Below are 24,248 nucleotides of genomic sequence, written 5' to 3' on the forward strand. Positions count from 1 at the left end.
CTCACTCGTTTAAAACTCGACCGAAGCACTGCTTCCTGCACTGAAACCAATACCGCCAACGCTCCCCGAGGCGTGCGCACCACCGGAGGCATTACCCGCTCCCGACTCAGGTTTGTTACCGTTTGTCATTTCAGAGAAAGACATGAACTTCATACCGCTGGCCTTCTCAAACTCCTCCTTGGTCATTTTTTCGTTGGCGCCCTGGGGTTGCACGAATGACGAGACTGGGTTGCGCGATATTGTTGATTCACTCATTGAAAGATCTCCATGAAGGTAATGACACCCGTCCTGGCACTCCCTCACAGGAATAAGAAGAAGCCGGGTTCCAAGCGAGTGTTGATCAGTGGTACAGACCGACCGCTCAGTTCCCAGGACAACTTCACAGCGAGATGTTTCTCAGCTCCCCGCCCCCCAGATGCCGGCGAGCTTGCCCAGTACAGAAGTGCTTGCACCCTGGCCACCCAGATACTGCAGGATCACCGGGGCAAACTGGCCGATCATGCCGCTGTCCATGCCCAGGGCGCTGAAGGCGGTGTTCAGGTCGTTGGTGTCTTTGACGTTACCCAGCAGGCCATCGAGGCCGCTGGTCTTGCTGCCGCCGGTCTGGCCGAGCATGCCGCTCAAGGCGCCGAGGCTGCCCAACGCATTGTTGCCCGACAGCTTGTCCAGGCCCGGTACGCTCTTGCTCAACTGCGAGTAATCACTGCCGCCCAACTGGTTCTTGGCCAGGCCCAACATAGCGCCGGTACCACCGACCGCCTGCTCCGGGGTGATATTCAACTGCTTGGTCAACGCCCCCAGCAAACCGGCGGTTTCTGAAGTCGGTGCGGCAGCGGCGGCCTTGTTGGTACCTTGCGCGCCGGACACGGCGTTGGCCACATCGCCCAGGCTGAAGCCTGCTGCGAATACCGGGCTGGCAGCCACGGTCAGGAGGCAGGACAGGGCAAAACCGCGTGAAATCTTCATGGGGACAACCTCTAAAATTAGGAGCTAAAGCAGCCGTTGGACTCAGCATCCCGTAGGTTGTTCCGCCGCGCAGATTTGTTCAGATAGGCGACAAAAACCGACGCAATCAAATTGCCACTAGGAACCCATCACCGCTCATAGGGTCAATCAAGACACTACAAAATTTGTCAGGAAGAGCCTTATGACTGCGTCCCAACCTCCAGTGATCGAGCACAAGCCCTCATTCTGGACCCGCTCACGCCTGTTCATCGGCGCCTGTGTGGTGGTGGTTGCCGGCATTGGCGGCGCGCTCTACACCCAGGACAGCGTAAAAGCCGCTGCAACGCTGGTGAGCACTACGCAACAACCGGCTGCGCAAATCATGGCGCACAAGGATTACCTGGAAGTCCAACCGATTGCGGCCACCGCACCGGAGCCGGATCGCAGCCTTGAACTGTGGGCCCTGCCCGCTGGCGGCACACCGGTGTCCCTGGGCCTGTTGCCGGAGGATGGCAAAGGCATCATTGGCCTTAATCCGCGCCAACAGGAAACCATCAGCCAGCCGGTAGAGTTGATGGTCAGTTCGGAAACCAAGGGTGGCTCGGTGAGCAAGCAGCCTACCGGCCCGACGGTGTACCAGGGCGCGCTGGCAATCCGCTGACGCTCAAACACCACAAAACCAATGTGGGAGCCAGCTCCCACATTGGCTATTGGTGGCGGTGATTACGCCGCGCTGAACAACTTGTGCGGGTCAATCACAAACTTCTTCGGCACACCGGCATCGAACTCGCCATAACCGCGTGGCGCGTCGTCCAGGCTGATCACCTGTACGCCCACGATTTCGGCGATGTTGATACGGTCCCACATGATCGCCTGCATCAACTGGCGGTTGTACTTCATCACCGGGGTCTGGCCGGTGTGGAAGCTGTGGGACTTGGCCCAACCCAGGCCAAAGCGAATGCTCAGGCTGCCCATTTTCGCGGCAGCGTCCACCGCACCCGGATCTTCGGTGACGTACAGGCCGGGGATGCCGATCTTGCCCGCCACTCGTACCACGCCCATCAGTGAGTTGAGCACCGTGGCCGGGGCTTCCGCCTTGACGCCGTCGTGGCCGTGGCCGCGTGCTTCAAAGCCCACACAGTCGACGGCGCTGTCCACTTCCGGCTCGCCGAGCAACGCAGCGATTTGTTCGTGCAGCGGAGTGTCAGTGGACAGGTCGGCGATTTCAAAACCCTGGGCCTTGGCATGGGCCAGGCGGATCGGGTTGACGTCGCCGATGATCACCACCGCCGCACCCAGCAGGCGAGCAGAGGCCGCAGCGGCCAGGCCAACCGGGCCGGCGCCAGCAATGTAGACGGTACTGCCAGGGCCAACGCCTGCGGTGACCGCTCCGTGATAGCCGGTCGGCAGGATGTCGGAGAGGCACGTCAGGTCGCGGATCTTCTCCATGGCCTTGTCGCGATCCGGCAGCTTGAGCAGGTTGAAGTCGGCATACGGCACCAGCACGTATTCCGCTTGCCCACCCGTCCAGTCCCCCATATCCACATAACCGTAGGCACCACCGGCACGGGCCGGGTTGACGGTCAGGCACACACCGGTGTGTTGCTCTTTGCAGGAACGGCAGCGCCCGCACGCAACGTTGAACGGTACCGATACCAGGTCGCCAAGCTTCAGGTTCTCGACGTCGCTGCCTTTCTCGATCACCTCACCGGTGATTTCGTGACCCAGTACCAGGCCGGTCTGGGCGGTGGTACGGCCGCGCACCATGTGTTGGTCGGAGCCGCAGATGTTGGTGGAGACCACGCGCAGGATGACGCCGTGTTCGATCTTCCTGCCACGGGGATCCTGCATTTTGGGATAGTCGATTTTCTGTACTTCGACCTGGCCGTTGCCCAGATATACGACACCACGATTACCAGACATGCTTTCACCTCGCTGTTGTTTTTATGGAACTGCGCGGCCCCTTTGGGTGGGCGGCGCGTTTAAGTGCTCGGGTACAGATGCTGTTTCTTGTGTTGTTGCTGATGGCCTCTTCGCGGGCAAGCCCGCTCCCACATTTGATCGGGTTCACACAGTCAACCATGTGGGAGCTGGCTTGCCTGCGATAGCAATCTAAAGAACGACGGTGCGATTGGCGTTCAAGAATACCCGCCGCTCAATGTGATACCCCACCGCCCGCGCCAGGGTCAGGCCTTCAATATCCCGCCCCTTGGCAATCAAATCCTCGGGATAATGACTGTGGTCCACCACCTCCACGCCCTGGGCGATGATCGGGCCCTCGTCCAGGTCGTTATTGATGTAATGCGCAGTGGCGCCGACCAGCTTCACCCCTTTGTTGTAGGCCTGGTGATAAGGCTTGGCGCCCTTGAACCCCGGCAGCAACGAGTGATGGATATTGATCGCCTTGCCATCGAGCTTGCGACACAACTCTGGCGACAGCACTTGCATGTAGCGCGCAAGGATCACCAGTTCGGCGCCCGCCTCTTCAATCACTTGCCACACCTGACGCTCCTGGGACGGTTTGTCGTTGGGGTCGAGGGGGAAATGGTAGTAGGGAATCTGGTGCCAGTCGGCCAGGGGCTTGAGGTCGGGGTGGTTGGAGACCACCGCGACCACATCCATCGACAGTTGACCGATACGCTGGCGGTACAGCAGGTCGTTGAGGCAGTGGTCGGCCTTGGAGACCATGATCACCACTTTGGGCCGATAGTTCGGTGCCGTCAGCTCGAAGATCATGCCAAAGGCTTCGCCGCGCGTGGCCAGGCCATCACGGAAGCCTTGCTCGTCAAAACCATCGGGCTGGCGGAATTCCACGCGGATAAAAAAGCGGCCCGAGAGGCGGTCATCGAACGAATGGTGCTCGGTGACGTAGCAGCCTTGCTCGAACAGATAGCGGGTGACCGCGTCCACCGTGCCGAGCACGCTGGGGCAATCGGCGGTCAAAATCCATGTATCAGGTGCGCGGCTCATTACAGTTAACTCCTCATACAGCGATGCGGCTTACTGTAGGAGCGAGCTTGCTCGCGAAAAATCCAAGGGCGCCGCGTTCATTCAGGATGCGTGCGTTATCGTTGACGTTTTTCGCGAGCAAGCTCGCTCCTACAGGGTCATATCAGGCTTGGACGTTCAGGCCATATTCGGCCGCCGCATCCTGCAACCACAACCACCAGTAATCCGAGAAGCTGCGACGGATCAGCAGTTCCCAGGTGTCTTCGCCAGTATGACGAATCACCAGTTGCGACTTGGCGAACACCGTGCCCACGGCCTTGCCCACCGGGAAGTTGTCGGGATGCACGTCGTAGCTGGTGGATTTCATCAGCACATCGCGCACGTTCGGGCCGCTGAGCTCGAGGATCTGCTGGCCGCCACTGACGTTGACGACCTGGATATGCAACTCACCCAGGGCCGTGCGCAGGCTTTGCTCGGCGGTGAATTCTTCGCCGCTTGGCACGATCAACAGCCACTCATCCGGGCCGAGCCATTGCAGGCTGGTTTCACCCTTGACGATCACCGTCAGGGCGCCGGGCAACTCGATGCCCAAGGCCTTGTGTACGCCGGCGGCAAACGCGGCGTCATGGCCATCGCCACGGATGGTCAGGTGACCGAGCAGTTTCTTTTCACGCACGGTCACGCCGGCGTTCTTGCGACCCTTGCCCACCTGGCTGGCGAGGTCGGCATGGTGCAGCGACGACTCGGCCTTGGCCCTGGTGGTGGGGCGTTGTTGGTAAACATTGGCTGCGGTCATAAAGCACCTTTCTTGAATTCTGTGGTGGATCTACTGGCGCCTTCGCGAGCAAGCCCGCTCCCACATTTGGAATGCATTCCCCTGTGGGAGCGCGTTTGCTCGCGAAGGCCGCGACTCGGTCTGTCAGATGTTCTGCCGCTCGCCTTTAGGGTCGAAAAACACCGAAGACACAATCTCGGCCTCGATCACGCTGCCATCGGCCTGGGGCGAGAACACCCGCTCACCCATACGCTTCAAGCCGCCCTTGACCACCGCCATCGCAAATGAATAGCCGAGGGAGTTGTGGGCATAACTTGAGGTGACGTGACCGACCATCTTCATCGGGATCGTCTGCTTGGGATCGAACACCAACTGCGCGCCTTCCGGCAGCCACACCTTCGGATCAATCGGCTTCAAGCCCACCAGTTGCTTGCGCTCTTCGCGCACGCAGTCTTCACGGTTCATCCCACGCCAGCCGATCCACGAGAACGGTTTGGTACGGCCTACGCACCAGCCCATGTTCAGGTCGTCCGGGGTCATCGAGCCGTCGGTATCTTGCCCTACGATGATGAAGCCCTTCTCGGCCCGCAGCACGTGCATGGTCTCGGTGCCATACGGGGTCAGGTTGTACTGTTTGCCGGCCTCGACGATCTGCTCCAGCACGCCCATGGCGTAGTCGGCCTGCACGTTGACTTCATACGACAGCTCGCCGGTGAACGAGATGCGGAACACCCGCGCCGGCACACCGCCGACCAAGCCTTCTTTCCAGGTCATGAACGGGAAACCGTCCTTGTCCAGGTCGATATCAGTGACTTCGGCCAGCAGCTTGCGGCTGTTGGGACCGGACAGGGTCATGGTCGCCCAGTGGTCGGTGACCGAAGTGAAGTACACCTTGAGGTCCGGCCATTCGGTCTGCTGGTAGATTTCCAGCCACTGCAACACACGCGCCGCGCCGCCAGTGGTGGTGGTCATCAGGAAGTGGTTGTCAGCAAGGCAGGCGGTCACGCCGTCGTCGAAGACCATGCCGTCTTCCTTGCACATCAGGCCGTAGCGTGCCTTGCCCACGTCGAGCTTGGTCCAGGCGTTGCTGTAGATACGGTTGAGAAACTCGCGGGCATCCGGGCCCTGGATGTCGATCTTGCCGAGGGTGGACGCATCCAGCAGGCCCACGCTGTCGCGCACGGCCAGGCATTCGCGTTTGACCGCGGCATGCAGGTCTTCACCGTTGCGCGGGAAATACCAAGGGCGTTTCCACTGGCCGACATCTTCAAACTCGGCGCCGTTCTTCACGTGCCAGGCTTGCAGCGCGGTGTAGCGCACCGGCTCGAAGATATGCCCACAGTGCCGGCCCGCGACCGCGCCGAAGGTGACCGGCGTGTAGTTGGGACGGAACATGGTGGTGCCCATCTGCGGGATGGTCACGTTCAGCGAACGGGCGGCAATCGCCAGGCCGTTGACGTTGCCCAGCTTGCCCTGGTCGGTGCCGAAGCCCAGTGCGGTGTAACGCTTGACGTGTTCCACCGACTCGAAGCCTTCGCGGGTGGCCAGTTCGATGGCGGCGGCGGTGACGTCGTTCTGCAGGTCGACAAATTGCTTCGGCGCCCGTGCAGTGGCTTTCTCGTGGGGCACCTGGAACAGCGCCAGGGTTGGCTCTTCCAGACGCGTCAGGGCTTTTGGCAAGGTGCCTTCCACCGGGGCAAACCCGGCTTCGCTGGCCGCGCGTACGCCGCCTTCAAAACCATCGGCCAGGGAGTCACCCAGGCCGTAGACACCGTTGATGCCCCCCACGCACACACGTTTTTGCGGCGCTTCGCCGGGGACGAAACCGAGGATATCTTCACGCCAGGTCGGCTTGCCGCCCAGGTGCGAAGCCAGGTGCACCACCGGGCTGTAGCCGCCTGAACTGGCCACCAGGTCACAGTCCAGCCACTCGCCGGGGCTGGTGACTTTATGGGCTTTCACATCAATGGCCGCCACGCGGGCAGCGGTCACATGCTTGCTGCCACGGGTCTCGATCACCGCACTGCCGGTGAGGATGCGAATGCCTTTGGCGCGAGCCTCTTCAACCAGCGCGCCGCGTGGGTTGTGACGCGCATCGGCCACGGCGACCACTGAGAGGCCCGCATCGAACCAGTCCAGCGCAACACGGTAAGCGTGGTCGTTGTTGGTCGACAGCAGCAACTTCTTGCCCGGTGCGACGCCATAACGACGCACATAGGTGGAGACCGCGCCAGCCAGCATATTGCCCGGCACATCGTTGTTGCCGTACACCAGCGGCCGCTCGCAAGCACCGGTCGCCAGCACCACGCGCTTGGCGCGAACACGGTGCATGCGCTGGCGCACCTGGCCAATCGGCGCACGATCGCCGAGGTGGTCGGTAAGGCGCTCATGAATGGTCAGGAAATTATGGTCGTGGTAGCCGTTGACGGTGGCGCGCGGCAACAGCAGCACACCCGGCAGCGCTTGCAGCTCGGCGATCACACTGGCGACCCACTCCACCGCTGGCTTGCCGTCCAGGCTTTCACGGGAGTCGAGCAAGGTGCCGCCGAACTCTTCCTGTTCATCGGCGATAATCACCCGTGCGCCGCTGCGCGCAGCGGCCAATGCCGCAGCCAGACCCGCAGGGCCAGCACCGACGATCAGCACATCGCAGTGATGGTTCATGTTGTCGTAGGTGTCCGGATCGTTCTCGGTCGGCGAGCGACCCAGGCCTGCGGCCTTGCGGATGTACTTCTCGTAGGTCATCCAGAACGATTGCGGGTACATGAAGGTTTTGTAGTAGAAGCCCGGCGGCATCAGCTTGCCGCCGACCTTGCCGAGGATGCCCATCATGTCGTTGTTCACGCTCGGCCAGCCGTTGGTGCTGGTAGCGACCAAACCTTGATACAGCGCCTGTTGCGTGGCGCGTACGTTGGGAATCTGCGTGGCTTCGGTGGCACCAATCTGCAGCACCGCGTTCGGCTCTTCGGCGCCGGCGGCAAAGATGCCGCGCGGGCGCGAGTACTTGAAGCTGCGGCCGATGATGTCAACACCGTTGGCCAGCAGGGCTGCGGCCAGGGTATCGCCTTCAAAGCCCTTGTAGCTCTGGCCGTTGAAGGTGAAGGTCAGGGCTTTATTACGGTCGATCCGGCCACCGTTGGACAGGCGATTGATCTGGCTCATACCTTCTCTCCAGAGGCCTTGGCGGTGAATTGCGGCTTCTCGCCGATCTTGTAGGTTTCAAGAATTTCGTAGGTCAGAGTGTCGCGGGTGGCGTTGAAGTACTGACGGCAACCGGCGGCATGGATCCACAGTTCGTGATGCAGCCCACGGGGGTTATCGCGAAAGAACATGTAGTCGCCCCACTCTTCATCGGTGCAGGCATTGGGGTCCAGCGGGCGCGGGATATGCGCTTGGCCGGAGGCGTGGAATTCCTCTTCGGAGCGCAGTTCGCCACAGTGAGGACAGAAGATATGCAACATAGGGAATTTCTCCTGTTAGTGGGCGACGGCCGCAGCGCCGTGTTCGTCGATCAGCGCACCGTTGTGGAAACGGTCGATGGAGAAAGGTGCCGCCAACGGGTGCATTTCACCCTTGGCCAGGCTCGCGGCAAATACGTTGCCTGAGCCGGGGGTGGCCTTGAAGCCACCAGTGCCCCAACCGCAGTTGAAAAACATGTTCGGGACCGGGGTCTTGGAGATGATCGGGCACGCGTCCGGCGTGGTGTCGACGATGCCGCCCCACTGGCGGTTCATGCGCACCCGCGACAGCACCGGGAACATCTCGACGATGGCCTGGATGGTGTGTTCGATCACCGGGTACGAACCACGCTGGCCGTAGCCGTTGTAGCCGTCGATACCGGCGCCGATCACCAGGTCGCCCTTGTCGGACTGGCTGATATAACCGTGTACGGCGTTGGACATGATCACGCTGTCGATAATCGGCTTGATCGGCTCCGACACCAACGCTTGCAGCGGGTGGGATTCGATCGGCAGGCGAAAACCGGCGAGCGAAGCCATATGCCCGGAGTTACCGGCCGTGACCACACCGACGCGCTTGGCACCGATAAAGCCTTTGTTGGTTTCCACGCCGATGCACACGCCGTTTTCCTTACGGAAACCGATGACTTCGGTCTGCTGGATCAGGTCCACGCCCAAGGCGTCGGCGGCGCGGGCAAAACCCCAGGCCACGGCATCGTGACGGGCCACGCCGCCGCGCCGTTGCACGGTGGCGCCGAGTACCGGATATCGAGTGTTTTTTGAGCAGTCGAGGTAAGGGATTTCGTCCTCGACCTGCTTGGCGTTGAGCAGCTCACCGTCCACACCGTTGAGGCGGTTGGCACTGACACGACGCTCGGAATCACGGATGTCCTGCAAGGTGTGGCACAGGTTGTAGACGCCGCGCTGGGAGAACATCACGTTGTAGTTCAAGTCCTGGGACAGGCCTTCCCACAACTTCATCGCATGTTCATAAAGGTGGGCCGACTCGTCCCACAGGTAGTTGGACCGCACGATGGTGGTGTTGCGCGCGGTGTTACCGCCGCCCAGCCAGCCTTTCTCGACCACGGCCACATTGGTGATGCCGTGTTCCTTGGCCAAGTAGTAGGCCGTCGCCAGACCATGCCCGCCGCCGCCGACGATGACCACGTCGTAGACCTTTTTCGGGGTCGGCGTGCGCCACATCTTCTGCCAGTTTTCGTGATGGCTGAGGGAGTGCTTGAAGAGGCCGAAGCCCGAGTAGCGTTGCATAGTCATTACTCCAAAACCGCGCTCAGCGATAAACCGGGAAATCAGCGCACAGGGCAGACACGTGCTTGGCCACGTTGGCCTCGACATCGGCATCGCCGAGGTTGTCGAGGATGTCGCAGATCCAGCCGGCCAACTCGACGCACTGCGCCACTTTGAAACCGCGCGTGGTCACCGCCGGGGTACCGATACGCAGGCCCGAGGTCACGAACGGCGACTGCGGGTCGTTGGGCACCGCGTTCTTGTTGACGGTGATGTGGGCGCGACCGAGGGCTGCGTCTGCGTCCTTGCCGGTGAGGCCCTGGCGGATCAGGCTGACCAGGAACAGGTGGTTATCGGTGCCGCCGGACACCACATCGTAGCCACGCTTGATAAACACGCTGGCCATGGCCTGGGCGTTGTCGATCACCTGCTGTTGATAAGCCTTGAAGCCTGGCTCCATCGCCTCCTTGAAGCACACAGCCTTGCCCGCGATCACGTGCATCAGCGGGCCGCCCTGTGCGCCCGGGAACACGGCGGAGTTGAGTTTTTTCTCAATCTCTTCGTTGGATTTGGCCAGGATCAAACCGCCACGTGGACCGCGCAAGGTTTTGTGCGTGGTGGTGGTAACCACATCAGCGTAAGGCAGCGGGTTCGGGTACAGGCCGGCGGCAACCAAGCCTGCGACGTGAGCCATGTCGACGAACAGCAGCGCACCCACTTTGTCTGCGATCTGGCGGAAGCGCGGGAAATCCAGGGTCTTGGAGTAGGCAGAAAAACCGGCCACGACCATTTTTGGCTTGTGCTCGACGGCCAGGCGCTCGACTTCGTCGTAGTCGATCAGCCCGGTGTCGGTGTTGATGCCGTACTGCACCGCGTTGTACAGCTTGCCCGAGGACGACACCTTGGCGCCGTGGGTCAGGTGACCGCCGTGGGCCAGGCTCATGCCGAGGATGGTGTCGCCGGCATTGATCAGCGCCAGGTACACCGCGCTGTTGGCGGACGAGCCGGAGTGCGGTTGCACGTTGGCATAATCGGCGCCGAACAGCTGCTTGGCGCGCTCGATGGCCAGGGCCTCGACTTTATCCACATGCTCGCAGCCACCGTAGTAGCGCTTGCCTGGATAGCCTTCGGCGTATTTGTTGGTCAGGCCGCTGCCCTGGGCCTGCATTACGCGCTTGCTGGTGTAGTTCTCCGACGCGATCAGCTCGATATGATCTTCCTGACGCTGCTCCTCGGCATTCATGGCCGCCAGCAGTGCGTCGTCATATCCCTGGATCTGGTCTTGTTTGCTGAACATCGCGTCTCTCCCAGCCTTTCGTATTGTTGAGGCCCGTGCAGGGCCCTTTGATGCGATGGTAGGGCCGGCGCAAACAGACCAAATGCCTGCGCACGCCACGCAAAGGTGCGTTTACGACATGGCCTGGGCAAATGCTAACTGGAGGCCGACAAACTGTAGGAGCGAGCTTGCTCGCGAAAAACCTGAGGGCGCTGCGTTCAATCTGGCCGACCGCGTTATCGTTGACGTTTTTCGCGAGCAAGCTCGTTCCTACAGGGGGTTAGGCGATGATCTGACGGAGGAGTAATAGCAGGAGAAAATGCAAGGGATAGAGGATGTAGGCCCAGCGGCGCATGGCCGCAGGCGAGGCATTTTTGGCATGTCGCAACAAGACCAATCCGGCCAATGGCGCAATCAGGCACATCGCCAATCCCGACAGCGCCACACCGTTGCCGCTATCCAACAAAACCTGCCACTGATTGGCAGCCACACACACCAACCCCGGCACCACGCTGAAATACCAGGGGCGACTGAACACCAGCAGCATCGCCAACGGCAGCAATACACCAAAAAAACCGAACATCAGGCTCGACGAAAATACCGCCGCCAATAACAAGGCGATCAGCGCCAATCCACGATCAAAAAGCGCCTTCTGCAGCCATCCCCGGGCAACCAGCAAACCCAGTGCCAGGGTTGGCAGCACATTCAATGTATCGGCATCCTCGATAAACATCCGATACGGCACCTCGCTGATCGCACTGAACAGCAGCAACCAACCCAGGTAACGCCATTGAAAGGTCGCAGGTCCATCCTTGACCCGGTGCAGGTTCGCCGCAATCGCCAGGCAAAACCACGGGAACGCCAGGCGCCCCGGTACGTAAAGGCCATCGAGGTTCAAGCCGACATAACGCAAGTGATCGAGCACCATGCACAGCAGGGCCAGCCATTTGAGCAGATCGAGGGCGCCATCGCGCACGCGTCCTACAGGAATCGTTTCAGTACCGTGCATAATTCCCCAGAGACTTTGCATTAACAGTGCGTGCGCCCGCCGGATATTCTTGGTTAAAGTGCGCACCAACATCGACCACAGGAACGGGCCATGACCGACAAGAGCCAACAATTCGCCAGCGACAACTATTCCGGTATCTGCCCGGAAGCCTGGGCCGCCATGGAACTCGCCAACCAGGGCCATCAACGCGCCTATGGCGACGATGAATGGACCCACCGTGCCGCCGACGGTTTCCGCAAACTGTTTGAAACCGACTGCGAAGTGTTCTTCGCCTTCAACGGCACCGCCGCCAACTCACTGGCCCTGTCGTCCTTGTGCCAGAGCTACCATAGCGTGATTTGCTCGGAAACCGCCCACGTCGAGACCGACGAATGTGGCGCACCGGAGTTTTTCTCCAACGGCTCCAAGCTGCTCACCGCCCGCACCGAGAATGGCAAGCTGACCCCGGAGTCGATCCGCGAGATCGCGCTCAAGCGCCAGGATATCCACTACCCCAAGCCCCGCGTCGTGACCCTGACCCAGGCCACCGAAGTGGGCAGCGTGTACACCCCGGATGAAATCCGCGCCATCAGCGCCACCTGCAAGGAACTGGGGCTGAACCTGCACATGGACGGCGCACGCTTTTCCAACGCCTGCGCCTTCCTCGGCTGCTCACCCGCGGACCTGACCTGGAAAGCCGGCGTGGACGTGTTGTGCTTTGGCGGCACCAAGAACGGCATGGCGGTGGGCGAAGCCATCCTGTTCTTCAACCATAAGCTGGCCGAAGACTTCGACTACCGCTGCAAACAGGCCGGTCAACTGGCGTCGAAGATGCGATTCCTTTCCGCGCCGTGGGTCGGCCTGCTGGAAAACGATGCCTGGCTCAAGCATGCGCGTCACGCCAACCACTGCGCGCAGTTGCTCAGCAGCCTGGTGGCGGACATTCCCGGTGTGGAGTTGATGTTCCCGGTGCAGGCCAACGGCGTGTTCCTGCAACTGTCAGAGCCGGCCATTGCCGCGCTGACAGCCAAGGGCTGGCGCTTCTACACCTTTATCGGCAAGGGCGGCGCGCGCTTCATGTGTGCGTGGGATACCGAGGAAGAGCGCGTACGTGAACTCGCGGCGGATATTCGCGAAGTGATGGGCGCCTGATCTCAGACTTGTCGGCGATGGCGCCCTCAAGACCGCCACCGCCGGCAAGCCGATTTCTACAACTGGAGGGGTTGCAAGGCATCCCACTGGTCAATAGGCCCGGGATTGTTTTCGAACGCCCCACCGCCAAATGTCACCGCCAGTTTGTTCACCGCATTCAAGGCTGTGGTCACAGCGCCCTCGGCCCAGCCACCGGTCCAGGAGATGTCATCTCCCGACAGAATGAAACCGTCCGGCTCGCCCTCCTTCACACCGCTCATGAACTGGGAAAACAGCAGTCGCTGATACTCATACTGCCCCGGCAGGTTCATCTTGAAGGCACACAGGTAAAACGGCTCGTCTTCCCAGTTGATCTCGACAAAGGGGTCAACCATGCCGAACTCGGCGGCCAGGTTCAGTTGCGTGTTGGCGTACACGGTATCCAGCAAGGTTGTGCACAACTGGACATGGGACGGCAACGGCGCGCTACGGTCTCCCAGAAACTTCAGACTGTCATCGTTCCAGGTATATGAAAGAAACATCCCGCTGCCCTTGTTCACCCCGTTACCTGGGCCGTAGTCCAACAGGTATGTGCCACGGGTCAGGCGATCCGACAAGGTCACGCTCATCTTGTAGCGACCACCCTCGAGATCACTCCAAAACGGCCGGCGGGTGGTGGCGAAGATTTTCGCCGACTGCATGTAGTGGGTATACATGACCGCCTCCCAGGTAGCCTGGGGCAGCAAATTGTTCATTGAGGTAAAACGTTCCTTGCCATCCATATAGCGGAACTTGTCGAGTATCCGCACGTGTGGCGTATAGACCACACTTTTAAAGTTGCGCAGGGTGTCGCTGTCCAACTTGTTGTCATGCAGGTACACATCGAACGTGCCATTTTTCAGGCGAATGATCTGCCGGACCTCCTGGTTGAGAGGATCGGCGATTTCCCGACGCGTCAGACTCTCCACAGTCGTGTCCGCCGGCCAATGGACCAGAGCGTCGCCGAACGAAGCCGGCGTGCCGCTCCATAAGCGCTGGGGCAGTTCGCTGGAGCCGTCGTACATCAAGGTATGGTTGGTATCCAGGCCGGTATAAAGCACCCGCAGCACTTCCAGGAAACAGTTTGGATAGTCCGTGTTCCAGCCGCCAGTGCCGAAGCCGATCTGGCCAAACAGGTCGATGTCTTCACGGCTCCACTTGGCCTGTTCGACCATGGCGGCATAGAAACTGAGGCCATCCCATCCCGCCCTCAGGATCGTGTTCCAGATGGCCTTGATTTCGTCCTGATTCACCTGCCCCTCACTCATCGCAGCTTCCATGTCAGCGAAACGGATCGGGTCCTGCGCCAGAAAATCGTCGAAGAACATGTCCTCGATTCTTCTGTATTTATCCGGGAGATTATCGCGCTCGTAATAAGTCTGCTCATTCTTATAGTCGACAACGGTACTGGGCGCAGCAGGTGAACCAGGGTTGGGAAAGTCCGCCGAATTGGTGCTCATCCCAACCTTATCAAAGTAGTGCATCAACGCCTTGCCGGATTTGGGAAAGCGCATGGCTCCCAACTCACAAATCACCCGGTTCTGGGGGTCGTTGCGATCACCTACCACGTGGGAGTAGAGCCGCCCACCGATACGGCCAGAGGCCTCTACCACAATCGGATGCAGGCCCATGCGCATGGCCTCATAGGCAGCAACCAACCCGGATACGCCGGCACCGACAATCAGCACCTGGGCCCCCAGTTGCTCCTCGGGGACGCGACCCAGAGGCTGCTTAAGCATGGCCGCCCGCAATAAATACCAGGCGTAATGAAAAGGGAAATCAGGAATCAGCGCCGTAACGTTGTTGTTCAGCAGCCGTTGGGCACCTTGGGAACGGGAGGGAATTGCAGACATGATTGCTTCCTTGCAGGTTGGTTGGGTGATTGTCCACCCTCTACTACAAGGCTAAAGGTGACTGCGACGGGACTGAGGATCAGCCTAGAAGATCTTCTAGGCTGCAGTTATATCGCTTTGCAATAAGACTGCGGGGCTCCATCGCCATTAACGAAAACCCATTACTTACGAAAAGTCTGAAGTGATTATTTATAGATCACGATTCAATTGGCTCATCAGTTATCCGATGCTGCGGCACTCACTATAAAAACAAGCCGTGAATCTATGACCACCCTATCTGACAAGACGGCTCCTCCCGTCACACCCGGCCTGAAAATCGAGACCCGTTCCATTGACTATGTGCCGCGCAACGAACGGCACGGCAAAGTCTGGCACCAAGGTCCCTTTTGGTTCACCGGCAATTTCGTCCTCACCACCATGGTCACCGGGTTCACCGGTGCTGCGCTGGGCTTGGGCCTGGTCTATGCAATCCTGGCGATTGTCATCGGCGTGGGCCTGGGCACTTTCGCCATGGCCTTCCACGCCAACCAGGGCCCGCGCATGGGCTTGCCGCAGATGATCCAGTCGCGGGCCCAGTTCGGCCTGCGCGGGGCGATCGTGCCGTTCATTGCCGTGATCTTTGTGTACATCGGCTTCAACGTGTTCAACGTGATCCTCGCCACCGATGCCATCAACACGGTCCTGCCGGGGAGCCGGGCGCCGTGGTATGCGCTGATGATCATCCTTGCGGTGGTGATTGCGGTGATCGGCCATGACTTGCTGCACACCGTGCAACGTTGGCTGACCTACGTGATGATCAGCGTGTTCGCGGTGCTGACCGTCGCCGCCTTGATGAGCCTGTCAGCCGATGCGGCGGTGGCCGAGGCGCATTTCTCCTGGTCAGCGTTCCTGATCCAGCTCAGCGCCGCCGCCGGTTATCAGATCAGCTACGCCGTCTATGTCTCGGATTACTCGCGCTATCTGCCTCACCAAACCCCGTCGCGCCGGGTGATTTTCTGGACATACCTGGGCGCTGCCGGCTCGGCCCTGTGGCTGATGTCCCTGGGCGCGTTCCTGGCCTCGGCCCTGCCTTCGCCCGATGCCATCGGCAGCGTGCGCACCGTGGGCAACCAAGTGATTCCCGGCTTCGGCACCTTTACCGTGCTGATCGCGGTGCCAGCGCTGGTTGGCATCATGGCAGTCAACTGCTATGGCGCGATGCTGACCGGTATCAGTGCCATCGACGGCTTCGTGAAGATCCAGCCGCGCCTCAAGAGCCGTGTCATCGGCATCGGCCTGGTAGCGGTGATCATTTTCCTGATTGCCTTGAGCATTCCTGACAGCTACCTGGCCAGTTTCAACACGTTTGTGCTGCTGATGCTGTACTTCCTGGTGCCGTGGACCGCCGTCAACCTCGCGGACTTCTACCTGGTGCGCAAAGGCCAATACGCCATCAGCGACATCTTCAACCCCGCCGGCATCTATGGCCAATGGGGCAAGGCAGGCATGGTTGCGTACTGCCTGGGCCTGGTGTCGATGATCCCGTTCATGTCGCTGAGTTTCTATGAAGGGCCGGCCGCCGTGGCGCTGGGCGGGGCTGACATCGCGTTCGTGATTGGCCTGGGCGTTTCCGCGGCCATCTATTGCATGATGAGCCGCAACCTTGACCGTGATGCCGAACGCCGTGCCATTGTCGCCAGCGAGGCCATGCTGGAAGGTAATAATCCATGAATACCCTACGTGTCGTCTGTCACCAACTCGCACCGCGCATCGCCGATGTGGAACACAACCGCGCACTCAGTGCCGAGGCTATTCGCGGTGCGGCGGCGCTGGGCGCGCAGGTGGTGGTGTTGCCGGAGTTGATGCAAAGCGGCTACGTGTTCAATGACCGCCAGGAAGCCCTGGCGGTCTCCGAGGATCTGGATGGCCCGACACTCACCCTGTGGAAAGCCCTCGCGAGCGAGCTGGGCATCATTGTCGTGGCCGGGTTTTGTGAGCGGCTGGATGCTGGCCGCCTAGCCAACAGTGCAGCGCTGATTGAACCCGACGCCAGGCTGACGGTGTACCGCAAGGCGCATTTGTGGGGTCGCGAAAAATTGATCTTCACCCCCGGCAACGAGCCCCCACCGCTGGTCGAAACCGCTGTCGGACGCATCGCCATGATGATCTGCTACGACCTGGAATTGCCCGAGTGGGTACGCCTGGCGGCACTGGCCGGGGCCGACCTGCTCTGCGCTCCCGTGAACTGGCCGGACGGCCCGCGCCCAGCTGACGAGAGGCCGGCAGAAATAGTCCGGGTCCAGGCCAATGCCGCAGTCAACCGCATGTTCATCGCCGCTTGCGACCGTCATGGCGAAGAGCGGGGCGTCAACTGGGTGGGGGGATCCGTGATTGTCGACGCCGATGGCTACCCCTTGGCCGGTGCAGTCTCACATCAGAAAGAACAGCGCCTGGTGGCTGACCTGCCGCTGGCCCAGGCCAGGGACAAATTCATCAGCGAGCACAACCACGTACATCAAGACCGTCGGCCGGTTTTGTACTGAACCCTGCGCTGCATACTGGCGAATTGCCGAGACTGTTTTTTGATATTTCTGACAGCTACCAACCCGTTTTTCATGGACTAGGATCTTGGAACCCGCAAGGAAAAGGCCGCTGCAGAGGCCGCCTTTTGGGCCAGACTGCCTGCCGAACAATCGGCCGGAAACGGAAATCCAGCAGAGGGCTACACCATGGAAAATCAAAACTTCGGCAACATCCTGCAAAATGACACTCAACTATCAACCACCCTTGTCGGCTGGGATGACTTCAGGAAACTGGCGCAAGTCGGTGACATCATCCAGGAACCTGGCAGGACGTTGAGAATCACTGAAAAAGTCTTCGAACCGACAGCTTCTGGCGAGCAATTCACGATCCACATCTACGCACGTTAATCCTACCGCCTGATCGTTCCCACCTTCGCGGGGGAACGATCAGCGGGGGATTAGAACTCGATGCGCACATCCCCCTTGGGCACGCTGCAGCACGACAGGATGTAACCCTCGGCTTCGTCTTCCTCGGTGATGCCGCCGTTGTGCTCCATTTCCACTTCGCCGCCCAGCTTCATGACCTTGCAGGTCCCGCAAATCCCCATACCGCAGGCCTTGGGGATCAGCAGGCCGAGCTTGGCCGCCGCCGCATGGACTGTTTCGCCCGGCGCCACACGGATGCTTTTCCCAGACGCAATGAACTCCACCTGGTGCAGGTCCGCCAGGTCAACTTCCGGCGCGTCCGCTGCTTGTTCGGCTTGCTCCACCGCGTCGGCACGGGCTTCCGGCGGCGTGGCGCCGAAAGACTCCTCGTGATAACGCGCCATGTCGAAACCGGCCACTTCCAGCAAGCGCTTGACCGCATTCATGTAGGGCGTGGGGCCGCAGCAGAACACTTCGCGCTCAAGAAAATCCGGCACCATCAGTTCCAGCATCTTGTGGTTCAGGTACCCGCGATACCCGGCCCAGGGTTCACCCAGACCGTGCTTCTCGCAGATCAGGTGCAGGCTGAAGTTGTCGATCCGCGAGGCCATGTGTTCCAGCTCACGGTGGTAGATGATGTCTTTGGGCGAGCGCGCGCTGTGGATAAACGTCATATCGACATTCGCGTTGGTGTCATAGAACCAACGGGCCATGGACATCACCGGCGTGATCCCCACGCCACCGCTCAGGTACAACACCTTCGGGCTCGGGAAGTCGATGGCATTGAACAACCCCACCGGGCCGTGTACCGCCAGCTCTTGCCCCTCATGCAGGGTGTCGTGCAGCCAGTTGGAAACCCGTCCGCCCGGTACGCGCTTGATCGTCACCGAAAAGCTGTAGGGCACCGACGGCGAACTGGAAATGGTGTAGGAGCGCATGATCGGCTGACCTTCGATTTCCAACTCCAGGGTGACGAACTGCCCCGGCTTGAAAAAGAACAGGATCGGCTGGTCAGCCATAAAGCAGAAGGTGCGCACGTCCCAGGTTTCCTGGATGACTTTGACGCAACGGACAATGTGTCGACCATTGGCCCAGGTCTGGGTGGTGACAGGATTCAGGAAGCTGTTGGACATGCTGTTCTCCACGGCCGTAGTTCGGCTTGATGCTGGCGATTCTGCGTAAGGCCGCTACCTGCCATTTACCTATCTGCGACATTCGCATACTTATCGCGACCAGCCCCCATACCACTGGGGTTGCGCGTCGGGAACAGAGTGGGCCATGTCGTTAATGGATAAGGTTGCGGGCAGCGCCGGGCCCACACTCGCAGCCAACAACGACGCTTTCTTTACGCCTTGCTGCAAACCTGATTAGCCACTTATCGCGGCCACACAGAATGGCCTTGAGGACACACACGATGGACGTCACCGCAACCCTGAGCTTGGGCGATCCGCTGGAACCCGCACGCAAGGCCACCGCACAAATGCTGCAAGAACGCGAGCGCACGTTCTCGCTGCCGCAGCCGTTTTACTCTGACCAGCGACTGTTCGATATCGACATGCAGGAGATCTTCCAGAAGGAATGGTTGATCGCCGGCATGACTTGCGAAATCCCCACCAAGGGCAACTACCTGACCCTGCAGATCGGCAAAAACCCGATCATCGTGATTCGTGGTGCCGAAGGCGTGGTGCATGCCTTTCACAACGTCTGCCGCCATCGCGGTTCGCGCTTGTGCACCAGCGACAAGGGCAAGGTCGCCAAGCTGGTTTGCCACTACCACCAGTGGACCTACGAACTCGACGGGCGCCTGCTGTTCGCCGGCACCGAGATGGGCACCGACTTCGACATGAAGCAATACGGCCTCAAGCCAGTGAACGTGAAGACCTCCGGCGGCTACATCTTTATCAGCCTGGCCGAGAACCCGCCGGCCATCGATGACTTTCTGTCGACGCTGAACCACTACATGGAACCCTACGACATGGAAAACACCAAGGTGGCGATCCAGACCACCTTGTTCGAAAAAGCCAACTGGAAACTGGTGCTGGAAAACAACCGCGAGTGCTACCACTGCAACGCCTCGCACCCCGAGTTGCTGAAAACCCTGCTGGAATGGGACGACGTCACCGACCCTCGGGCCGACCAGGCCTTCAAGGACCACGTCGCTGCCTCTGCTGCCGCCTGGGACGCCGAAAAAATCCCTTACGCCCACGCCAGCTTCGGCCTGCGTAACCGCATCGTGCGCATGCCGCTGCTCAAGGGCACCGTCTCCATGACCCTGGATGGCAAACAGGGCTGCAAAAAATTGATGGGCCGGATCCAGAACCCGGACCTGGGCTCGATGCGCATCCTGCACCTGCCCCACTCGTGGAACCACTGCATGGGCGATCACATCATCGTCTTCACGGTGTGGCCGATCAGCGCCCAGGAAACCATGGTCACCACCAAGTGGCTGGTACACAAGGACGCCGTGGAAGGTGTGGACTACGACGTCGAGCGCATGCGCCAGGTGTGGGACGCGACCAATGACCAGGACCGTCGCCTGGCCGAAGAGAACCAGCGTGGGATCAACTCCACCGCTTACCAGCCAGGGCCGTATTCCAAGACCTATGAATTTGGCGTGGTGAACTTTGTGGACTGGTACAGCGAACGCATGCTCAACAACCTGGGAGCGGCACCGGCGCCATACCTCAAGGGCGTTGCCGCACACGAGTAACTGACCCACCGAGCATCAAACTGTGGGAGCGCCAGTCAGTTAAGCCTTTTTGTAGGAGCGAGGGGGACGCCTAGTTCTTGCTCGCGAAGAACTTGAGAGCGCCGCGTTTACCTAGCAAACACGCGTTATCGTTGACGTCCTTCGCGAGCAAGCTCGCTCCTACAGAAAGCAGAATCCGTTTAACTGACTGGCATTAGGGCTTGCCCGCTCCCACAGTTTGGCTCTCCACTTGGTCAGAAATTGATCATCGCGCCGCCAGCCCGCTGTTACCCTGCCCTCCAGCCATCGCCCAACAACTTATCCACAAACCCACCCACAGCAATTGTGGGCAACTGCTCTCTCCCCTCGAAATAAAACCAAGAAAATCCGTGACTTATTCAAATAAGCGGGTTTCACCCTATATTGATCATATTTCAACCATAAGCGTACAGGCCACGTTTTACATGGCCTACAGCAGAACGCAAACACCTTATCCACAGAAGCGCCAACAGACTTTGGGGGCAACTTTGGCCTATCTGTGGAAAACCATCTGAAACCGAGCAAAATCGAGGCTTTGCGCGAAGATTCAAGCTGAAATGGCAATATTGATCATATTTCAACCAGACCACTACAAGCCTTTATCTATAAGGCCTGTAGCGGGTAGCGAACATCTTATCCACAGAAGCACCAACAGACTTTGGGGGCAACTCTGGGTCGGAGTTTTTCCTTATCCACAGAAAAAGCCCAGTAAAAACCGTCGCTTAGGTTGGTTGTTTTTCGTACAGAGGGCTGTAGGGCTTGATTCTATTGGGATGTGGACAGCCGCGAACAGGTTATCCACAGGTGGGTTAACAGGGATTGTGGGTAAGCCGATTCGACTATATGAACCTTCCTCCTTGAGGCGGCCGACACTTTTATAGTTCATAGGCTCCGCCCAACCACGCTATGACCAGAATGGCTAGCGTGAACAGGGTGAATAGTAAAGGGGCGACCATCCAGAGTTTTAGATTCCCAGGTACGCTCTTCACTTCTTCAGGAAGAACAAGTTTTCGCCAATAGAACATCTGAGGCATCAATAACACAGCAGCTATCGCCATTAACCGGACAGGAGCGCCTTTAAAGTGTTGGTTGCGAAGCATGTTCTTGGTGTCATTAATAAAGATGCTTTTTTCAAAATAGCTCTCTGCAATTTCAAGCTTTGTATGTGCTAGATACACATCCAAAGGCATTACTAGCAGCATGCAGATGGCTGCGATTATTCCAGTAACTTCTAGGATCATTCGGGACCTCGTGACGCTTCATACAGTCGCGTACCTGAAAACTCTCCAACACTTGTTCCCAAAGCACCCGCAGCCAAACCTCCAGATGCGCCATCAACAATGGCACAGACTAGTGCTCCAGCACCTCCCGTGGGAATACCAAAAACAACTGCACACGCTATCACTCCTGCTAGGGCTCCTGCTTTACCTCCACCGTATGCACCAGCAACCCCAAACACGAGCTTCCCACCCTCCACATACTTCGCCTGCGTACACTCCTCCTCACGCCCCAACGAACACGCCTCCCTAACGCCCAGCGCACTCACCCCAACATCCAACGCCAAGCCAATATAAGTACCTTTTTTCAACAACTCCGAAGCCCTGGCTACCCGCTTAACGGTTTGCTCATACCCGCGAATTTCTCCCTGATGCAAATAGCTTTTACTGGAGATCCCTAACATCCTTTTGATCGAGCCTGCATTTTTGAGCCCGGAGCCAAAACGGGCCATTCCCCGGAGTTGGTTGTCGAGACGAATGAACAAGGCTCTACGCTTTACCAAGAACTCATCCTTTGCGCCCAAAGTGCCCTTGCTCAAGTACTGCTTATGTAAGCCGTCGATATCCTTCAGGGTATTTTCGATACCCTCCAAATGCTTGCTCCAGGCACTGCTGGCACTGCCGATTCCAATGGAGGCATCGGCCATGATGCTTTTCAATTGATCGTAGTTTTCGATCAAGAATTGATCAGCCGCGGAGTGAGCCAAAAGCGCACGTTTTACATTTTCTGCCGACTGCATCAACTGCGCCTCTTCAGCCGTGCAGGAGGCTGTACGTCTGTCCTCGATAATCACCAGTTGCCCAGGTAATACCACGGTGTTGCGGATATGTGGGTTGAGGGTGTCGAACTTGGTATGGATATGAGGATCAAGCGACAAGCTTAGTTTGAGCAATGAATAGGGTTGTGGTCGTTCGTTGATAAATGCATAAGGTCCCTGCATTGCCTGCACCTCCCCGGACTGTAGCGTCCGACTATAAGTAGGCACCACAGCAGGTGTAAGACGAGGAAGGGGCTGTTATGACGGATTCAGAAGTGGACTACGCAGGTTGGAAATCCGGCTGACAACGCTTGCAGTCTGCGCCCGATCACATCCAATAAATCACAGCCGTCGCGCAAGGGAGTGACGCAAGGCTGGGGGCAACTCTGGATCGGGCGTCTCCCTTATCCACAGATGGGTCAACAAGGATTGTGGGTAACCGCAATCAAAGATTACGGATACTGCATCAAATAGGCTTCACCGGTCACAGCCAGCATCGGGTGTGGGGTTATCTGACAACTGCCGACAATACGAAAACCATGGCGCGTGTAAAACCTCAGGGCCCCCGTATTGGCCGCATAGTCAATCAGACTCAAGCCAATAAGCCCCAGGCGGTCGGCCCGCTCTCGGGCATGGGCAAGAAATTGCACGCCCAGGCCTTGGTTACGCCAACCTTCGTACAGCGCCAGGCTGGAAATATATAAGGTATCGGGGATTTCCAGGTCCGCGTAGGGCGCAAGGACGGGATCGGTAACCGGCTCTGCATCCGGGTCATGGCGCATGACATAGCTGTGCATCATGCCCACCACCGCGCCTTCCGATTCGGCGATCAGGCAATTCTCATAGGAGAAATCCACCCCCGAACGTGCATAACGACGGGTACCAACGTCCACAAGGTCCTGGCCCGGCTCTGCCAGTTGGCTCCAGATGTAAGCGGCAGCGCCCTCCGAAGAAATCAGAAACAGGCGGGCAATATCACGTGCATCGGCAGGTAGTGCCGGACGAAACAGGATGGGCATAGGGCTGATTCCTTTAGTTGAAAGTTCTTTGTTTAGTCGCCCTCCATGGTGCCGGCAAATTCACCGGCAATCGCATGTATGAGTGATTATTTCGGCCCTATCGAACCACGCCTTCCTCAATCAGCAATTTGAGAATCGCGTCCGCACCCGCCTCAGGACCGATGCCCTTGAGCACCTGCCCACCGCCGCCACTGGCCTTGGCCGTCGCAGCCTTCATGCGGTCGGCGCCGCTCTTGGCCTTGATCACCTTGAGACGTTTGGGTCGAGGCTTGGCCGGTTGCAGCACGGCGCCGGTGAATAACTCATCGTCCACCACCTGCACGTCATGCTCCTGTAGGAGGCCGCGCTGGGCCGGGCCATAGGCGCTTTGCCGAGGCTTGGGCCCGGCGTTATCCACCGTGGCCAGGAACGGCAGGCGCACCTTCAGGCGCCGCCGCTGCCCACGCGGCAAGGCTTGCAGCACATGGGCCACACCGCTGTCGATGGACTCTACCTGGGCCAGCCCGACAATCAGTGGCCAGCCCAATTGCTCGGCTAACAGGAAGGGCAACATGCCCGAGCCTTCGCCGGTTTCCGCCTGGCTGCCGGTAAGCACCACCTGGGCGCCAGCGTCCCGTAGATAGTCGCCGAGTACCGGCAAGGCATCCGCGCCGGCCGGTTGCTCCAGCACATGCAACTGCGCAAGCCCCATGCCCAGGTAGGCGCGCAGGGTCGGTTCGGCGATGTCGCCGGCATGCAGCACTTGCAGGTTATCCCCAGCCAGTTGCAGCCCCAGCTCGACGGCACGCGCATCCTGCTCGGCGCGGCGTGGCCGGCCGGAGGTCGGGTGGGCGCCGATGGATACCAGGCTGATTACATGGGTCGTCATGGCCATATC

General features: G+C 59.4%; 22 protein-coding genes. 6 read left to right on the forward strand and 16 right to left on the reverse strand.

The genetic code is table 11. The features are described from left to right. Positions 1-9 precede the first annotated feature (9 nt). Together BFQ03_RS06280 and BFQ03_RS06285 are read right to left on the reverse strand one after the other, a co-directional pair. Entirely contained in the window at positions 10-255 is a 246-nt protein-coding gene (locus BFQ03_RS06280; RefSeq protein WP_032858626.1) for a hypothetical protein, read from the reverse strand. 141 nt (positions 256-396) lie between these two features. After that, positions 397-966: a DUF2780 domain-containing protein gene (locus BFQ03_RS06285; RefSeq protein ID WP_032858628.1), complete on the reverse strand. Its 570-nt coding sequence runs from the start codon at positions 964-966 to the stop codon at positions 397-399. Positions 967-1,147: 181 nt separating this feature from the next. Here BFQ03_RS06285 and BFQ03_RS06290 point away from each other — a divergent pair, with 181 nt between their 5' ends. Then, complete coding sequence (locus BFQ03_RS06290) at positions 1,148-1,606, forward strand: anti-sigma factor domain-containing protein (RefSeq protein WP_065942699.1); 459 nt, start codon at positions 1,148-1,150, stop codon at positions 1,604-1,606. Positions 1,607-1,668: 62 nt separating this feature from the next. Here the strand turns inward: BFQ03_RS06290 and fdhA are convergent, their stop codons facing one another. The 8 genes from fdhA to BFQ03_RS06330 all read right to left on the reverse strand — a co-directional run bounded on the left by fdhA (position 1,669) and on the right by BFQ03_RS06330 (position 11,660). After that, complete coding sequence (fdhA, locus tag BFQ03_RS06295; protein ID WP_032858631.1) at positions 1,669-2,868, reverse strand: formaldehyde dehydrogenase, glutathione-independent; 1,200 nt, start codon at positions 2,866-2,868, stop codon at positions 1,669-1,671. A 189-nt stretch (positions 2,869-3,057) separates the two neighbouring features. Continuing rightward, the gene (purU, locus tag BFQ03_RS06300) at positions 3,058-3,915 is read right to left on the reverse strand and encodes a formyltetrahydrofolate deformylase (RefSeq protein ID WP_029296961.1); all 858 of its coding nucleotides are present in this window, start codon (positions 3,913-3,915) and stop codon (positions 3,058-3,060) included. A 142-nt stretch (positions 3,916-4,057) separates the two neighbouring features. Continuing rightward, on the reverse strand, positions 4,058-4,690 hold the full coding sequence (soxG, locus tag BFQ03_RS06305; protein ID WP_065942700.1) for a sarcosine oxidase subunit gamma: 633 nt from the start codon (positions 4,688-4,690) through the stop codon (positions 4,058-4,060). 123 nt (positions 4,691-4,813) lie between these two features. Then, on the reverse strand, positions 4,814-7,831 hold the full coding sequence (locus BFQ03_RS06310; RefSeq protein ID WP_065942701.1) for a sarcosine oxidase subunit alpha: 3,018 nt from the start codon (positions 7,829-7,831) through the stop codon (positions 4,814-4,816). Further along, on the reverse strand, positions 7,828-8,130 hold the full coding sequence (locus BFQ03_RS06315; protein ID WP_010207083.1) for a sarcosine oxidase subunit delta: 303 nt from the start codon (positions 8,128-8,130) through the stop codon (positions 7,828-7,830). Before BFQ03_RS06315 ends, BFQ03_RS06310 begins: the two co-directional genes overlap by 4 nt. Positions 8,131-8,145: 15 nt before the next feature. Beyond that, complete coding sequence (locus tag BFQ03_RS06320; protein ID WP_032858636.1) at positions 8,146-9,396, reverse strand: sarcosine oxidase subunit beta; 1,251 nt, start codon at positions 9,394-9,396, stop codon at positions 8,146-8,148. A gap of 22 nt (positions 9,397-9,418) precedes the next feature. Then, positions 9,419-10,672: a serine hydroxymethyltransferase gene (locus BFQ03_RS06325; protein WP_029296971.1), complete on the reverse strand. Its 1,254-nt coding sequence runs from the start codon at positions 10,670-10,672 to the stop codon at positions 9,419-9,421. Between the two features lie 259 nt (positions 10,673-10,931). Continuing rightward, complete coding sequence (locus BFQ03_RS06330; RefSeq protein ID WP_032858638.1) at positions 10,932-11,660, reverse strand: TraX family protein; 729 nt, start codon at positions 11,658-11,660, stop codon at positions 10,932-10,934. A gap of 90 nt (positions 11,661-11,750) precedes the next feature. Here BFQ03_RS06330 and BFQ03_RS06335 point away from each other — a divergent pair, with 90 nt between their 5' ends. Beyond that, positions 11,751-12,791, forward strand: coding sequence for a threonine aldolase family protein (locus BFQ03_RS06335; protein ID WP_032858640.1), 1,041 nt, complete (start codon positions 11,751-11,753; stop codon positions 12,789-12,791). Positions 12,792-12,847: 56 nt separating this feature from the next. Here BFQ03_RS06335 and BFQ03_RS06340 read toward each other — a convergent pair whose 3' ends face one another. Further along, a complete protein-coding gene (locus BFQ03_RS06340; RefSeq protein ID WP_065942702.1) occupies positions 12,848-14,662 on the reverse strand; it encodes a flavin monoamine oxidase family protein in 1,815 nt (604 codons plus the stop codon). A 264-nt stretch (positions 14,663-14,926) separates the two neighbouring features. On the opposite strand from BFQ03_RS06340, the gene BFQ03_RS06345 reads away from it, so the two are divergent. The 3 genes from BFQ03_RS06345 (at position 14,927) to BFQ03_RS06355 (ending at position 17,571) form a co-directional block, all read left to right on the forward strand. Then, a complete protein-coding gene (locus BFQ03_RS06345) occupies positions 14,927-16,372 on the forward strand; it encodes a purine-cytosine permease family protein (protein WP_065942703.1) in 1,446 nt (481 codons plus the stop codon). Continuing rightward, complete coding sequence (locus tag BFQ03_RS06350; protein WP_065942704.1) at positions 16,369-17,184, forward strand: nitrilase-related carbon-nitrogen hydrolase; 816 nt, start codon at positions 16,369-16,371, stop codon at positions 17,182-17,184. Before BFQ03_RS06345 ends, BFQ03_RS06350 begins: the two co-directional genes overlap by 4 nt. A gap of 186 nt (positions 17,185-17,370) precedes the next feature. Further along, a complete protein-coding gene (locus BFQ03_RS06355; RefSeq protein WP_032858644.1) occupies positions 17,371-17,571 on the forward strand; it encodes a hypothetical protein in 201 nt (66 codons plus the stop codon). 50 nt (positions 17,572-17,621) lie between these two features. Here the strand turns inward: BFQ03_RS06355 and gbcB are convergent, their stop codons facing one another. Continuing rightward, on the reverse strand, positions 17,622-18,722 hold the full coding sequence (gene gbcB, locus BFQ03_RS06360; RefSeq protein WP_065942705.1) for a glycine-betaine demethylase subunit GbcB: 1,101 nt from the start codon (positions 18,720-18,722) through the stop codon (positions 17,622-17,624). A 281-nt stretch (positions 18,723-19,003) separates the two neighbouring features. Between gbcB and gbcA the strand changes: the two genes are divergently transcribed. After that, entirely contained in the window at positions 19,004-20,299 is a 1,296-nt protein-coding gene (gbcA, locus tag BFQ03_RS06365; RefSeq protein ID WP_065942706.1) for a glycine-betaine demethylase subunit GbcA, read from the forward strand. 893 nt (positions 20,300-21,192) lie between these two features. On the opposite strand, the gene BFQ03_RS06370 is transcribed toward gbcA, so the two are convergent. The 4 genes from BFQ03_RS06370 to BFQ03_RS06385 all read right to left on the reverse strand — a co-directional run bounded on the left by BFQ03_RS06370 (position 21,193) and on the right by BFQ03_RS06385 (position 24,239). Beyond that, the gene (locus BFQ03_RS06370; RefSeq protein ID WP_032858650.1) at positions 21,193-21,558 is read right to left on the reverse strand and encodes a hypothetical protein; all 366 of its coding nucleotides are present in this window, start codon (positions 21,556-21,558) and stop codon (positions 21,193-21,195) included. Beyond that, complete coding sequence (locus BFQ03_RS06375; RefSeq protein WP_065942707.1) at positions 21,555-22,535, reverse strand: hypothetical protein; 981 nt, start codon at positions 22,533-22,535, stop codon at positions 21,555-21,557. The genes BFQ03_RS06370 and BFQ03_RS06375 overlap by 4 nt, the downstream gene beginning before the upstream one ends. Before the next feature lie 269 nt (positions 22,536-22,804). Beyond that, on the reverse strand, positions 22,805-23,371 hold the full coding sequence (locus tag BFQ03_RS06380) for a GNAT family N-acetyltransferase (RefSeq protein WP_065942708.1): 567 nt from the start codon (positions 23,369-23,371) through the stop codon (positions 22,805-22,807). Positions 23,372-23,468: 97 nt separating this feature from the next. Beyond that, a complete protein-coding gene (locus BFQ03_RS06385; protein ID WP_032858654.1) occupies positions 23,469-24,239 on the reverse strand; it encodes an electron transfer flavoprotein subunit beta in 771 nt (256 codons plus the stop codon). Positions 24,240-24,248 lie beyond the last annotated feature (9 nt).

The organism is Pseudomonas sp. 25 R 14, assembly GCF_900004755.1.
In the GTDB taxonomy this organism is placed as follows: Bacteria; Pseudomonadota; Gammaproteobacteria; order Pseudomonadales; family Pseudomonadaceae; genus Aquipseudomonas; species Aquipseudomonas brenneri.